Below are 14,718 nucleotides of genomic sequence, written 5' to 3' on the forward strand. Positions count from 1 at the left end.
TTTCTTATTTAGTAAAAATTGTTATTAAAATGTTGACTATTTTGCCGACCATCGCAAACGATGTTACAATATTAATTCTAAAACATGATGGTGGCGTTTCAACAAAATCATTATCTTTACTAACAATTAATTTATGTTTTCATAGTAGTTCATTAACTTCTTGTGAAGTTAGGTTAGTTTCTGCATAATTAATTCAAACCAAATATGACGCTTCTAATTTCATAATTTTTAAACCTGGAATTACGGTTAGTTTTTCTTTAACATACTGATAATTTTTTACAACATAGGTTAACATTGCTGTCTTTCACATAATTACTTCCGAATTATTATAAGCAGCAAGATAAGCTGGAATTGTAAACACATTGGGTGACGTGATTGAAGCACGTTGATATTGTTCATCAATTTTGGCTCTTAACATCTCGTTATGTGTAATTAAGTACGATGATTTTAAACCGCCAAGATTAAAAGCTTTATTTGGGGAATTACAAACAATTAGATAATTATCTAAAATTGTAAATGATAGTAACGAATTAAATTTAACGTTTGGTAATGCTAAATCACCGTGTATTTCATCTGATATTATTAAAACATGATATTGCTGACAAATTGCAATTATTTTTTGTAATTCGTTCCTTGTTCAAACACGCCCCCCAGGATTATGAGGATTACACAAAATAAATAATTTTGGTTGATATTTTTCTTTAATTTTGTCGAAAACTCTTGATATTTATAAAATATACCTAAAATTAGGTATATTTTTAATATATAGAGGTAAATAAATGATGAAAAAAATAATTACATAATTAATAAATAGCTTAACAGATGATCAATTTTTAGAATTTTATGAAAAAATAAAACAACAAGCAGACTTAATTAAAAAACAAAAACGTTTAAATGAAATTGATCAAAAATTTAGAGATAAAGGCATTATATGTCCTAATTGCAAATCTTTTCATTGTGTTAAAAATGGTCATAATTCCGAAGGAAAACAAAAATATTTATGTAAAAAATGTCGTGCTAGTTTTGATGCATTTCGTCATCATTTTACTTATTGAAGTCATTTAAATTATGAACAGTGAAATTTATTAATTCAAATTTCATTGTTAGGACAATCTAGTAAAATAATTTCTCGTTTTATTAAAACAACCCCAAAAACCGCTTGATATAATCGACAAAAATTAATGCAATCAAAACAATTAGAAAATACACAGTTAAAATTTAAAAAATTAAATGGTCAAATCCAAATGGATGAAACATTTATTAAAGAAATTCATAAAGGCAATTTTAAAGATAAATTTGATAAACGAAAAACTCATCTCGATCCATTTTCAACTGATACCAAATGCTGTATTCAAATGGCGGTTGATAGCAATAATAATATTTTTGTTCAATCCACCAATACCAAAAGATTACAAAAACAATGGATTATTGAAAATATGAATAAGCAACTAATTAAAGAAAAATCAATAATTATTTCTGATATGCAACCACTATATTTATTAGTAGCAAAACAAACAAATTCTACTCTATATTCCACCAAAACTAGTACAAACCCTGATACTAGTTATCAAAAGTTAAATAAGATTAGTAAATTACAATCCAGTCTTAAAGAAGCCTTAATTCATTATCATGGTTTGGGTTTCACTAATATTCAAAATTATTTAAAGCTCTGAAAATGAAAATACCAACACAAAGGTTTAACACCAAACCAACAATCAACGGTATTATATTTTAACGTTTAAAAAATTTAAAGCAAAATCATAATCTTACACAAAATTAGTTTTCAAATTGTCATATTGATGATTTTTTTTATTTCATCAAGAGTTTTCGACAAAATTAAAGATATTTTTTAATTGTTGTTTCAAACATTGCAAAATCAATTTGATAATTATCATCGACTCATTGTAATTGATTTGCAAGCAGGCGCCGTTTATTATTAATAATTGCTTGCCCAAATGGCCCATAAACTGGGGTTTGAACTAAGACATAATCATTAACATCTGTGAAAAATTGAATTAATTGATGCAACGCATTAACAGTTCCATGAACCAACTTAATTTTATCAACCGGAACGTTAACTTGATGTTGATGATAATATCAATTACTAATTGCTTGATAAAGATCATCACTAACATAACTATAACTATAAACTCCTTTTTTTGCGCGTTCCAAAATAGCATTTATAATTGGTAGTGGTGTCGTAAAATCTAAATCGGCAATTGATGAATTAATGATATTATCACCAGTTAGATGATAATTTTTTGCAATGTAAGTGTGATCTCATTTTCGTTCTAAATTTTGACTACGGTCAATGATAATATCAAAGTTATATTTCATTATGGTCAGTTTTACCTTTCGATCTTAGAATTATTTTTTCTCTGTTTATGATTTAAATATTGTTCTTGTTCCCTTGATGATAATTGTTTAAATTTTTTTAAATGCTGTTTTTTAACAACTGGAACAATTCCTAATGATAAAATATTAACTGTTCAAGTTTGAACTTTTTTCTCAATAATTGGTTTTGTCTTAATATATTTTAACCCTAATAATAAACTTGTTGATATTGCGCAACCAATAATGGCAAAGATTAATCATAATAAGATTGCTACCCCAATTGAGACGGTACCCGTTGTTGATTGGATCCCCGCCATTGTAATAAAACCACCACCAGTAATTGTTGAACCTAAATTAAAGGCTGCACATAATCCCCCCGAAACAGCACCACCTAGCATAAACGAAGGAATCACACGAAATGGGTCAGATAAAGCAAACGGAATTGCACCTTCAGTAATTCCTAACGATGATAGAATTCATGCCATTTTACCAGCTTCTTTTTCATATTGATTGGAAAAACGACGACCAATAAATGTTACTAATGCTGTAGTTCAACCAGTTCCAATTCCTGCTGCTCAAAAACAAGCATATGGTACCAATAATGTTGGGTTAGTTAATTGTCCCCCAGTAAAGGCTTGTGAAAATGATGCAAATGAGAAAGCTCATGCTACTTTATTAAATGGCCCGCCCAAATCAAAGACACACATCATTCCAATAATAATTCCTAGCAAGGCTGCTAAATTTGATGTTTGTAAAGTTGTTAACCCACTAAAAATAACATTAATTAATAAAGCAATTGGTTGCCCAATAACAAATAAAATTACACACATACTAATTAATGACCCTAACACAGGATATACAAAACAAGTTAAAACTCCTTGCATTTTTTGACTAACTAAATATTTTTTAAATAATTTCATCATATATCCAACTAGCATCCCAGTAATTAAACCACCAAGAAACCCAAGGCCATCAACAATTACTGTGCCATCAGCAGCGGTTTTTGTAACATATACACATGCTAAACCACCAAGAAACCCTGGTGTTAACCCTGGTTTATCAGCCGTGGCATAAGCAATATAAGCTGCTAGTACTGGTGCTAATAAAATACTTAAACTTTTTCCAGCAACATTACTTAAAGTATTTAATCAATTAGCATGTTGCACAATATAATCCGCTCAAGCAATTTGAATAATAATTGTAATTAAAGCTTGAATTGCTGTTCCAGCCGCAATAACTGGTACTGCATAAGAAATTCCCGTTAAAACAGCATTTTTTAAACTAACAGCTCCCGCTTTAAAATGTAATTTAAATCAACCTTTCTCCTTTTTAGTTTTAATTTGTTTTGTTGTTGGAATCTGTTGATTTGGAAGTTGACGCATAATTTGAAATGCTTTTTTAAAAACACCATCAACATCATGCAATGGTTCACTAACCGCTACTTTTAAAATTGGAATATCAACAAACCGTTCTTGTTCACCAATAGCAATATCAGCCGCAATAATTAGTACATTGGCGTTTTGAATATCTTTTGGTGTTAATTTATCTTCAAAACCATTTGCTCCTTGTTTTTCAACTTTAACTGCATAACCCAAACGCTTTGCTTCATCTTCAATTTTTTTCGCCGCCATATAAGTATGTGCTACCCCAGCTGGACAAGCAGTAATTACTAAAACATAGCCCTTATAATTTTCTTTTGTTACAGTTGTTGGTTCATCTTCTGCTTGTAATAATGCCAAAATTTTTGTTTTATCGTTTTCTGTTTTTAAGGTTTGCCGCAGATCAGGATTTAATAATTTTTTAGCAACATTACTTAAGACTTCTAAATGAATATCATTTTTTTTATTCGTTGGAATAATTAAAGCAATTGCCACTTGAACAGCACTATTATCAAATGTTGGTCATGATAATCCAGTTTGATAACGGACAAAAATAACCGCTGGTTTTTTAATATATTTAATTCGTGCATGGGGAATTGCAAAACCATCTTCTAACCCCGTTGATGTTTCATGTTCCCGGGCTCATAGCGCTTTTGTTAATTTAAAAGAAAATGTTGATGGTTTAATTCATATTTCAAAATTAGCGGAAAAACGAGTTGAAAAAACCGAAGATATTGTGCAATTAAATGATCTTGTTAAAGTTAAGGTCTTAGAAGTTGATGGTAAAGGAAGGATTAAGTTACAGTTACTTGAAGTTTTACCAAAAAAATAATTATTAATTTCCATAATCTTTTCGTGAAAAAAACTAGTTAATTATTTGTTATAATTAAAAATAAGTTAGGAGATTTAATTATGAGTAAAATTGCGATTGACATAATGGGAACCAATTTAGGAATTAATCCAATTATTGGGGCTTTGAAAGTTTTTATGAAAAAATATCAAGATGTTACGTTTATTTTAGTCGGTAATGAAAGCGAAATTCAAACCGCGGTAACTAAAGTAAAATTAGATGCAACAAGTATTAATAAATAAATTAAGAATAAAATAATTTGTAAATTAATCGTTTGCTGTAACAATATTTTTAAGTTTTGCGTTCGATTATATATTGGCGAAGGTTGATATTGAGAAGGATTGGGTAAAACATTATAGTTGTTATTTTTTTCATAAACCCCAATATAATGATATGTTTCATTTTGAAGTAAAGATGAATATAATGTTGCTAATCGTTTTGGTGTTAAACGTTGATTATTATAACGATTAATTAAAAACATATTTTTCATTCCATTATCAAACTGATCAGCAACAACATAAAAAGTAACATTTTTATCATTAAAATTGCTTACTAAAATATCACCAATATTAACACCTTGTAAAAACCGATACGCTTTGTTAATAATAATTGGATATAATTGAACACGATAATTGGTTGGATCTCACTTTGGATCCTTACTATAAAACCAGTTTTTACTTTGAATTAACTTTTTCATTTCATTAACTTGCAAAATAGCATAATTAACTTTTGAACTAAAGCGATCTGCTTGTGCTGCACGTAATAAACTATCTGCATCACCACTTTGGTCAAAACTTTTTATTTTATTAAAGAATCAACTAATATCTGTTTTTTCTTCAACGTTCGGATAAAATAAATTAGTATTATTTTTATAATCATAAAACTCAATTGCATTTCCTGTTAAAGATTTTAACTTTTTACTACTAATAAAATTACGATAAAAAGTTGGGATTGATAAATTAATTGTTGACTCATCATTTGCCGTTTGATAACTTGTTAAAAAATGTTCTAAATTATTATAATTAATTGCTTCTTGCGCATAAAGACTTTGTGTATCAGCAAAAATTTCTGATTGATATGGTCCATAAATAATTGGTTGATACCCTATTGTAATAATTCCATCTTCATGACTTAATTCATTAATAAAATACTCGTAAACAGACCCTTGGATAAACTTTGTAATTTGATCATAATATTTGGTATCTTTACAATTTTGTAAGTATCATTCATAAGAATTAGCTTTAAACCATAAATGTTTTAACGAAGGAATAACAGTACTATCACCAACAAATGGTACACAAACTGGTGGTGCTGTTCCAACACTAGTATATTTTTTCAAAACCATTTCTTCCGTAAAAATTCTTTGTTGGGGATTTAATAAAAGATACCCCGAAACATTAGGATCTTTAACTGCATCTGGACTTTCATATACCAAGTAATCATATGGTGGGGTTTGACCAGTGGGATCATTATAGTTTGTATAATAACGGTAAAAATATTTCCAATTTGTATTTTCTTTTAAATTAAGATTGATCTGACTAAAATTAATAATGGTTGTTAAACCAGTAAACAACATTGCTCCCGTTAAAGTTGTTACAACAATTGTTAATAATAATTTCCATTTTGCATCTAAGGCAAACTTAAGACTAATCTTATATTTAAAATTTAAATGTAAAAAACCAATTTTTGGAATGTGCGTTTTTACCACTTTTGGTTTTAACAAAACTAAGGTTGGTCGTGACACTTCAATAATGATAAATAAGAACGCATAGGCACAAACAACTAAACTTGGCAATAAATACGTTCCAATAATTAATCATCACGGTGGAATTGAAATATAAGTTGTAAATTCTAAAAATCCTTGATGTGTAATATTTAGGATAAACGCAAAGATTCAACTCGTTATTAGTGATAACGAAGCAATTACAAAAATTAATAGTAGAAAACAAGATAATAGTAAAAAAGCAATTGTTCCTGTGCCATAACCCTGGGCTTTTAAATTTCCAATAATACCACGGTTAACAAATAACAATTTATTGACAATCATACTGATCATAATAAATGATGAAATTACTAATAGTAATGAAATCGCCACTAAAATTGACCAAATAATTTCTTCTTTATTTGAAATCAATTCTTTCATATGATTTAACGGGCTATACGCCCCGTTTGAATATGAAAAATTAGCATTATCATAAACATTTGCCATATCACTTCAACTATTTTTTGCTGCTAAAAAATCATTGTTTCATTGGTCCTTCGCCAATGCCGCATTAATTGTTACCCCATTACTCATAATTCGGGCTGCTGCTGCCATATTTTGCTGCAAACGATCATATTCATCACCACTAATTCATAAATACGGATTATAAATAAATGATGATTCATTCGAAGCACTATTAACATAAGCATTAGTTCCGAATCCAACAACACGATATTTAAATCCATAAATGGTAAAAGAATCACCAATTTTAATTTTATTATGCGAAGCATAAGAATTATTAATAATAATTGGTGGATAATCACTTGTTGCATTATAATCTAAAAAAGTTTGATAATCCCCCTTAACCATAATTGGTGTTGTTCAATAATACGGGCGATCACTTTGTATGTAAAAATTTTCAGCTTTAAAAATGTCATAAACCTGCATTGTTTCATTCATAATTGCTCGATCAGCAACCGAACCAATAATGACAGAATTTAATAAACGTAATTCTAACTAATAAATGCGTGGTTGGTTTTGAACAAAACTTTGATAAGCATCAGTAAAAACATTCGTATCAGTTGCTAAACGCGGATTATCTGGTGAACTAACAAACGGAATCAAACCATTAGGGTTTTTTAAATATCCCAGTAGTTCAACATAATCTGCTTGACTTAAAAAATAATCACTACTAGGTAAAATATTGCTTGTAAAATTTAAAACAACATTCCCCGTTGCTTTTAGTTGCTCAACAAAATAAGGATTTGAACTATTTAAATCAAGTCATTTTCCGTTATATGTTGGATCCTTTGTTGAATCTAAAAAAATTTGATAACTATCATTCGTTCCCTTTCGCAATAAAAAATAAGAACTTTCTACTTTTGTAGCATCAATTGTTTGGTTAGAATTAATATAGTTAATGTTATTTAATCCATATGATAAATTTTTATTATTTGAAGCAATTTTTAATTGCTCACTAAAGCGAAAAGAAATATTGGTATTATATAAGTTTTTTCCAATCACAGCTAATTGACTAGTACTTAAATCATTTGACATAATCATTCCTCCAAAAAGAGTAATGACGACACCCAACATTAAAAACAATCCCAAAACCTGAAAACTATTCTTGGTAAAATTTAATCAAAAATTTTTGAATAAATGTCTTATCATTAGTTTTCATCTCCGTATAATTTAATTTAATCATAATACATTATTGGTTATTTTTCAAAATTATATTTTGGATTTTTTGCTAATTTTTGTAAAGCGTCTCGTGCCGCTAATTGTTCTGCTTCTTTATGAGTATAACCATAACCCTCACCATAACGAATGCCATCAATTTCTGCCATCACAGTATATAAGACGCGGTTGCCTTCTAATGGTGGTGATTCTTTTACTAACTTATATTCCAGCGTTCGCACATCACCAGCCTGTAAAAATTCTTGTAATTCGGTTTTATAATCACGGATTTGGTCAAAAAAACCCGGACTTGAAACCATTTTAATTAAAGTTTGATCAATAAAAGTACGAACTGTTTCTTCTCCTAAATCAAGATATAATGCTGCTAACATTGATTCATAAATATCCGCTAAAATGCGATTTTTTTCATACCCTTTTGTTTTAATTTCACCTTTTCCTAACAACAAAAAGGGAGCTCAATTCATTTGCCGAACTAATTCTGCCAATGTCCCTTCACGAACTACTTTACTTCGTAAATTAGTAATTTCTCCCTCATTTTTGTCAGGAAAAGTTAAAAATAAATATAATGAAATTTCTTTTGCTAAAATAGCATCACCTAAGAATTCCATTCGTTGATAAGTATAATTCAAATTATTTTCATTAGCATAAGAATTATGGGTTAAAGCCTCTAAATAATATTTTTTTGTTTTAATCAGAATATTATATTGTCTAAAGAACCCTTTTAATTCTGCAAATAATTGGTCGGGTTGTTTATTTATAAACTTCATCGTAAAATTAATCCTCCTTTAATAATTTTGTCGTTATTTTTTGAACAAAATCATTAACAATTGCAGTGCGAGCCATTTCTAATGTACTAATCCATGATTTCTCATCACTGCTACCATGCGTTTTAATAGCAATTGCCTTTAACCCTAGTACTAAAGCTGAAGCATTATTCCGATAATCAAATGTTTCACGAACACCCCGGAACGCTTTGCGAAGGGATAATGCTTTTAATTTACGATAAAGATTTTTAGTTAATTCATATTTAATAACTGCCATTAAGTTTTTTGCCATTCCCTCTAACGTTTTTAAAGCAATATTCCCGGTAAAACCATCTGTTACGATTATATCAACAAGATTACTTGTAATATCCCGTGGTTCAATGTTTCCTTTAAAATTAACTTTATTATTGGCAGCCAACAATTTATAAGCTTCCTTATGATAGTCTTTTCCTTTTGATGCTTCTTCACCAATATTCAAAATAGCAACTGTTGGAGTTGTATTATGCATAATTGCTTGTGCATAAACACTAGCCATAATTGCAAAATTAACAAGATCTTGGGGCTCATTTTCTAAGTTAGCCCCAACATCTAACATTAAAACTGATTTTCCTTTTTTAATCGTTGGAATAAAAGGCATAAAAGCTGGGCGAGAAATTCCAGGAATTTCACCAACAATAAAATGACATGCTGCTAAAAAAGCTGCCGTTGAGCCACCCGAAAGAAAGGCATCAGCTTTTTGGTCATGTAATAATTCAGCAGCACGAACCATTGAACTATTTGGTTTACGACGAACTTCCATTAAGCCTTCTGTCATTAAAATAACTTCTGTTGTTGCAAAAATTTCATACCTTGTTGCATCTAATTTTACTTTAGTTACCGCGGTTTTAATTTCGCTTTCATTACCGACTAAAATAAACGTAACATCTTGATATTTTTTCATAAAAACTTTCAAAGCCCCAATAATTGTATTAATTCCTAAATTGGTTCCCATCATGTCAATCGCAATTTTACTCATAATTAAATCTCCTAACTTATTTTTAATTATAACAAATAATTAACTAGTTTTTTTCACGAAAAGACTTTAATTTTGTCGAAAACTCTTGATATTTATAAAATATACCTAAAATTAGGTATATTTTTAATATATAGAGGTAAATAAATGATGAAAAAAATAATTACAGAATTAATAAATAGCTTAACAGATGATCAATTTTTAGAATTTTATGAAAAAATAAAACAACAAGCAGACTTAATTAAAAAACAAAAACGTTTAAATGAAATTGATCAAAAATTTAGAGATAAAGGCATTATATGTCCTAATTGCAAATCTTTTCATTGTGTTAAAAATGGTCATAATTCCGAAGGAAAACAAAAATATTTATGTAAAAAATGTCGTGCTAGTTTTGATGCATTTCGTCATCATTTTACTTATTGAAGTCATTTAAATTATGAACAGTGAAATTTATTAATTCAAATTTCATTGTTAGGACAATCTAGTAAAATAATTTCTCGTTTTATTAAAACAACCCCAAAAACCGCTTGATATAATCGACAAAAATTAATGCAATCAAAACAATTAGAAAATACACAGTTAAAATTTAAAAAATTAAATGGTCAAATCCAAATGGATGAAACATTTATTAAAGAAATTCATAAAGGCAATTTTAAAGATAAATTTGATAAACGAAAAACTCATCTCGATCCATTTTCAACTGATACCAAATGCTGTATTCAAATGGCAGTTGATAGCAATAATAATATTTTTGTTCAATCCACCAATACCAAAAGATTACAAAAACAATGGATTATTGAAAATATGAATAAGCAACTAATTAAAGAAAAATCAATAATTATTTCTGATATGCAACCACTATATTTATTAGTAGCAAAACAAACAAATTCTACTCTATATTCCACCAAAACTAGTACAAACCCTGATACTAGTTATCAAAAGTTAAATAAGATTAGTAAATTACAATCCAGTCTTAAAGAAGCCTTAATTCATTATCATGGTTTGGGTTTCACTAATATTCAAAATTATTTAAAGCTCTGAAAATGAAAATACCAACACAAAGGTTTAACACCAAACCAACAATCAACGGTATTATATTTTAACGTTTAAAAAATTTAAAGCAAAATCATAATCTTACACAAAATTAGTTTTCAAATTGTCATATTGATGATTTTTTTTATTTCATCAAGAGTTTTCGACAAAATTAAAGCGAAAAGATTATGGAAATTAATAATTATTTTTTTGGTAAAACTTCAAGTAACTGTAACTTAATCCTTCCTTTACCATCAACTTCTAAGACCTTAACTTTAACAAGATCATTTAATTGCACAATATCTTCGGTTTTTTCAACTCGTTTTTCCGCTAATTTTGAAATATGAATTAAACCATCAACATTTTCTTTTAAATTAACAAAAGCCCCAAACTTTTCAATTTTAACAATTGGTCCTGTCATTTCAGCACCAATTTCAACGGACATTGCAATTGCTTTAATTAATTCATAAGCTTTTTCAATTGCCGGATAATCCTTATGATAAATTGTTACTTGACCATCATCTTCAATATCAATTTTAACATCATCAGCTTTCTCAATAATGGCTGTAATCATCTTACCACCAGGACCAATCACTTCGCGAATTTTATCAACTGGAATCATAAATGTTTTCATTTTCGGCGCTGTTGGCGCTAATTGTGTTCGTGGTGCTGCAATCGTTGCTAAAACATTATCAAGAATTTGCAAACGAGCTTTTTTAGCCGCTAACAATGCTTCTTGTAAAATTGTTTCATTAATACCAGCAATTTTAATGTCCATTTGCAACGCACAAATCCCTTGTGCTGTCCCTGCCACTTTAAAATCCATATCGCCAAGATGGTCTTCCATTCCTTGAATATCAGTTAAAATGGTATAGTTATCATCTTCTTTTACTAATCCCATTGCAATTCCGACCACGGGTGCTGTAATTGGAACACCAGCGGCCATTAAAGCTAAAGTTGCAGCACAAATTGAAGCTTGTGAGGTACTACCATTTGATTCTAATACTTCTGAAACAATGCGAATTGTATATGGAAACACCTTTTCACTCGGAATAATCTGTAACAATGCTTTTTCCCCTAAAGCCCCGTGGCCAATTTCACGACGGGATGGTGGTCCCATCCGTCCTGTTTCACCAACAGAAAAAGGCGGAAAATTATAATGGTGCATAAAGCGTTTCCCATCTTCATCAGTAATACCATCAATAATTTGATTTTCCCCTAAAGCTCCTAATGTCACAACAGACAAGACTTGTGTTTCACCTCGTGTGAACAAAGCACTCCCGTGAACAACTGGTAAAATATCAATTTCACTAGTTAAAGGACGAATTTCATCAAGGCGACGATTATCTAATCGTGTTTTATCAATTAAAATTTGACGACGAACTTCTTGCCGAACAACATCATATAATGCTGTTTTTAGTTCCAAAATAATTCGTTGACGGTCTTTTTCAGTTATATCGTTTGCAATCGGATAATGTTCTAACGCTTGTTCAGTTAAACCTTGAATTGCTTCATAACGTAAAACCTTTTCTTTAATTTGTGCTGCCGCAATTAACTTTGTCGCATAATGTTCATTAACATACGCAATAATTTCGGAACGAACAGTAAATAATGTAACATCCATTTTTGGTTGACCAACTTTAGCAATAATTTCATTTTGAAAAGCAACCAATTCGACAATTACTTTATGACCCCTTAAAATTGCTTCTAACATTGTTGCTTCCGAAACTTCTTTCGCACCAGCTTCAACCATATTAATTGCATCAGTTGTTCCGGTCACAATTAATTCCATTTGACCCGTATTTAACTGCTCTAAAGTTGGATTAACAATAATGTTTTGTTTTTGATCAACGGTTAATAATGCTCCCGCCACAGGACCAGCAAACGGGATTTTTGAAATACCAAGGGCTAATGATGCGCCAAATAAACTAGCAATCCGAACATCACTATCATTATCAACAGCTAAAACATTAATGATAATTTGAACTTCATTACGAAAATTTTCTGAAAATAATGGTCGTAACGCACGATCAATCACCCGTGCTGATAAGGTTCCATATTCTGATGGTTTTCCTTCCCGTTTTAAAAAACCACCCGGAATTTTTCCAACCGAATATAACTTTTCTTGAAAAATAACTGTTAATGGAAAAAAATCAGTTTCACTAACCTTATTACTAACTGTTGCTGTTACTAAGACCACTGTTTCACCATAACGGATTAAAACAGCCCCACTGGCCTGTTTTGCTAATTGTCCATGTTCAACGATCAATTGTCGATTATTAATTATCTTTTTAAATACTTGTTTTGCCATCAAAACCCTTAATTCCTCTCTGTTATTTTAAACCTTTTTAATTTTATCACACATTATTTTGATATTTAAGATATGATATAAATATAGCAAAAAAGTTGAGGAACCTAATATGAAACAGCAATCAGTTTATATTGATAATCAAACCTTTGAAACAATAAAAGATAACGCCTACTTGTTGGATGTTCGAACTAATGTTGAATTTAAAACGTTATCTCAAATGCCAAATTCAACAAATGTTTATATCTTTGACTTGTTGCAAAACCCAAATCATTATTTGCCAGATAAAGAACAACTAATTATTACCCTGTGTAACGGTGGTAACCGCAGTGGTGAAGCCGCATTAGAATTACGCCAACTTGGCTACTTTAATGTTTATGTTTTAACAACTGGCATTTATGGTTATTATCGCTGAAAAAACAAAAAAAATAATAAATAAAAAGGATTTAAAATTAATTTTAAATCCTTTTTATTTATTATAAATCTTCATAGAAATTATCGATAATATGAAATGAACTAATATCTTTTAATTCTTGTAACTTTGTTTTTTCCTCAACAGATAATTTAGTCGGAATTGCAACAAGAACATTAACAATTAGATCACCACGTTTAGTAGATGCTGGGCCTTTAAAAAACCCATGGTTTGGAATACTAAAAACACTATTTGTTTTTGTGTTTGCTGGCAGTTTTAAATGAACATCACCATCAAAAGTTGGCACTTTAATTTCAGCACCTAATAAGGCGTCTAAATAAGAAACTGGTAAATCTAAGTGCAAATTATCATTAATCCGTTTAAAATATTTATTTGATTTAACAGTAATTTCTAAATAAATATCACCACGCGGACCATTATTTAAACCATAATTTCCTTTTTCACGAATTCGTAATTGTTGGTTTTCATAAATTGATTTTGGTAGTTCAATTTCAACAACTTCTTTCCCACGATAATGACCTTGACCTTTACATTTTGGACATTTACTTGTAACAACTTTTCCACGACCCTTACAATCAGGACAAGGTTGTTGCGATTGAATTACGCCAAATAAACTACGTTGTTCAATATTAACATATCCATACCCATCACAAGTTGTACAAGTATGAATATCTTTTTTCGGATCTTTGGCACCCGTTCCATCACACGCTTCACAAGTCTTATCAACATTTAAATCAAGTTTAACTTTTTTTCCAAACATTTGTTCTTTTAAAGTAACTGTTACTCGTGCTGCAACATTTTCTCCTTTAATTGGTTGGTTACTAAAACCACGACGTTTTTTAGCGCCCCCACCAAAAAAGTTTTCAAAAATATCACCAAAACCACCAGAAAAAATATCTTCAAAATCACCACCGCCACTAAAGCCTTGGCTAAAGCCACCAAAACCGCCAAAAGCATTTGGATCATTTCCGGCATAGCCAAATTGATCATAGTTCCGGCGTTTATTTGGATCAGATAATACTTCATAAGCTTCGTTAACTTCTTTAAATTTTGCTTCTGCATCCTTTTCTTTTGAAACATCCGGGTGATATTTTTTGGCTAGTTGGCGAAATGCTCGTTTAATTTCTTCATCTGTTGCATTTCGTTCAACACCCAATACATCATAATAGTCTCGTTTCCCCATTTTACCATCTTCCTACTTTCCTT

Annotated in this window: 12 protein-coding genes and 1 pseudogene; 4 read left to right on the plus strand and 9 right to left on the minus strand. The window is 29.8% G+C overall.

Annotated features, from left to right (window positions below; genetic code table 4):
• Positions 1 to 4 precede the first annotated feature (4 nt).
• Positions 5 to 727 (minus strand): aminotransferase class I/II-fold pyridoxal phosphate-dependent enzyme, encoded by a 723-nt coding sequence (locus ACOBME_RS04365; protein WP_419335367.1) that lies wholly within the window; start codon positions 725 to 727, stop codon positions 5 to 7.
• Positions 728 to 929: 202 nt separating this feature from the next.
• On the opposite strand from ACOBME_RS04365, the pseudogene ACOBME_RS04370 reads away from it, so the two are divergent.
• Positions 930 to 1,016, plus strand: a pseudogene (locus ACOBME_RS04370) (transposase-like zinc-binding domain-containing protein); the annotation flags it as partial.
• An 84-nt stretch (positions 1,017 to 1,100) separates the two neighbouring features.
• Positions 1,101 to 1,742, plus strand: a complete 642-nt coding sequence (locus ACOBME_RS04375) for a transposase (protein WP_338963553.1) — start codon at positions 1,101 to 1,103, stop codon at positions 1,740 to 1,742.
• Between the two features lie 94 nt (positions 1,743 to 1,836).
• On the opposite strand, the gene ACOBME_RS04380 is transcribed toward ACOBME_RS04375, so the two are convergent.
• The 6 genes from ACOBME_RS04380 to plsX form a co-directional block, all read right to left on the minus strand.
• Entirely contained in the window at positions 1,837 to 2,337 is a 501-nt protein-coding gene (locus ACOBME_RS04380; protein WP_338964256.1) for a beta C-S lyase family protein, read from the minus strand.
• Positions 2,338 to 2,348: 11 nt separating this feature from the next.
• Positions 2,349 to 4,559 carry a fructose-specific PTS transporter subunit EIIC gene (locus tag ACOBME_RS04385; protein ID WP_473187162.1) on the minus strand — a complete coding sequence of 737 codons (2,211 nt, stop codon included), beginning with the start codon at positions 4,557 to 4,559 and terminating at the stop codon, positions 2,349 to 2,351.
• 23 nt (positions 4,560 to 4,582) lie between these two features.
• Positions 4,583 to 7,225 carry an ABC transporter permease family protein gene (locus tag ACOBME_RS04395; protein ID WP_419334412.1) on the minus strand — a complete coding sequence of 881 codons (2,643 nt, stop codon included), beginning with the start codon at positions 7,223 to 7,225 and terminating at the stop codon, positions 4,583 to 4,585.
• Between the two features lie 57 nt (positions 7,226 to 7,282).
• Positions 7,283 to 7,822, minus strand: a complete 540-nt coding sequence (locus tag ACOBME_RS04400) for a hypothetical protein (RefSeq protein ID WP_338964260.1) — start codon at positions 7,820 to 7,822, stop codon at positions 7,283 to 7,285.
• Positions 7,823 to 7,983: 161 nt separating this feature from the next.
• A complete protein-coding gene (gene rnc / locus ACOBME_RS04405) occupies positions 7,984 to 8,730 on the minus strand; it encodes a ribonuclease III (RefSeq protein ID WP_338964263.1) in 747 nt (248 codons plus the stop codon).
• Positions 8,731 to 8,737: 7 nt separating this feature from the next.
• Positions 8,738 to 9,742, minus strand: coding sequence for a phosphate acyltransferase PlsX (plsX, locus tag ACOBME_RS04410; RefSeq protein WP_419334414.1), 1,005 nt, complete (start codon positions 9,740 to 9,742; stop codon positions 8,738 to 8,740).
• A gap of 144 nt (positions 9,743 to 9,886) precedes the next feature.
• On the opposite strand from plsX, the gene ACOBME_RS04415 reads away from it, so the two are divergent.
• On the plus strand, positions 9,887 to 10,849 hold the full coding sequence (locus ACOBME_RS04415; RefSeq protein ID WP_338963247.1) for an IS1/IS1595 family N-terminal zinc-binding domain-containing protein: 963 nt from the start codon (positions 9,887 to 9,889) through the stop codon (positions 10,847 to 10,849).
• A gap of 124 nt (positions 10,850 to 10,973) precedes the next feature.
• Here ACOBME_RS04415 and ACOBME_RS04420 read toward each other — a convergent pair whose 3' ends face one another.
• Entirely contained in the window at positions 10,974 to 13,082 is a 2,109-nt protein-coding gene (locus tag ACOBME_RS04420) for a polyribonucleotide nucleotidyltransferase (RefSeq protein ID WP_338964269.1), read from the minus strand.
• A gap of 109 nt (positions 13,083 to 13,191) precedes the next feature.
• On the opposite strand from ACOBME_RS04420, the gene ACOBME_RS04425 reads away from it, so the two are divergent.
• The gene (locus ACOBME_RS04425; RefSeq protein ID WP_338964272.1) at positions 13,192 to 13,518 is read left to right on the plus strand and encodes a rhodanese-like domain-containing protein; all 327 of its coding nucleotides are present in this window, start codon (positions 13,192 to 13,194) and stop codon (positions 13,516 to 13,518) included.
• 37 nt (positions 13,519 to 13,555) lie between these two features.
• Here ACOBME_RS04425 and dnaJ read toward each other — a convergent pair whose 3' ends face one another.
• On the minus strand, positions 13,556 to 14,695 hold the full coding sequence (gene dnaJ, locus ACOBME_RS04430) for a molecular chaperone DnaJ (protein WP_338964274.1): 1,140 nt from the start codon (positions 14,693 to 14,695) through the stop codon (positions 13,556 to 13,558).
• Positions 14,696 to 14,718: the final 23 nt, after the last annotated feature.

It is taken from the genome of Spiroplasma endosymbiont of Sarcophaga variegata, assembly GCF_965178695.1.
In the GTDB taxonomy this organism is placed as follows: Bacteria; Bacillota_I; Bacilli_A; order Mycoplasmatales; family Mycoplasmataceae; genus Spiroplasma; species Spiroplasma poulsonii.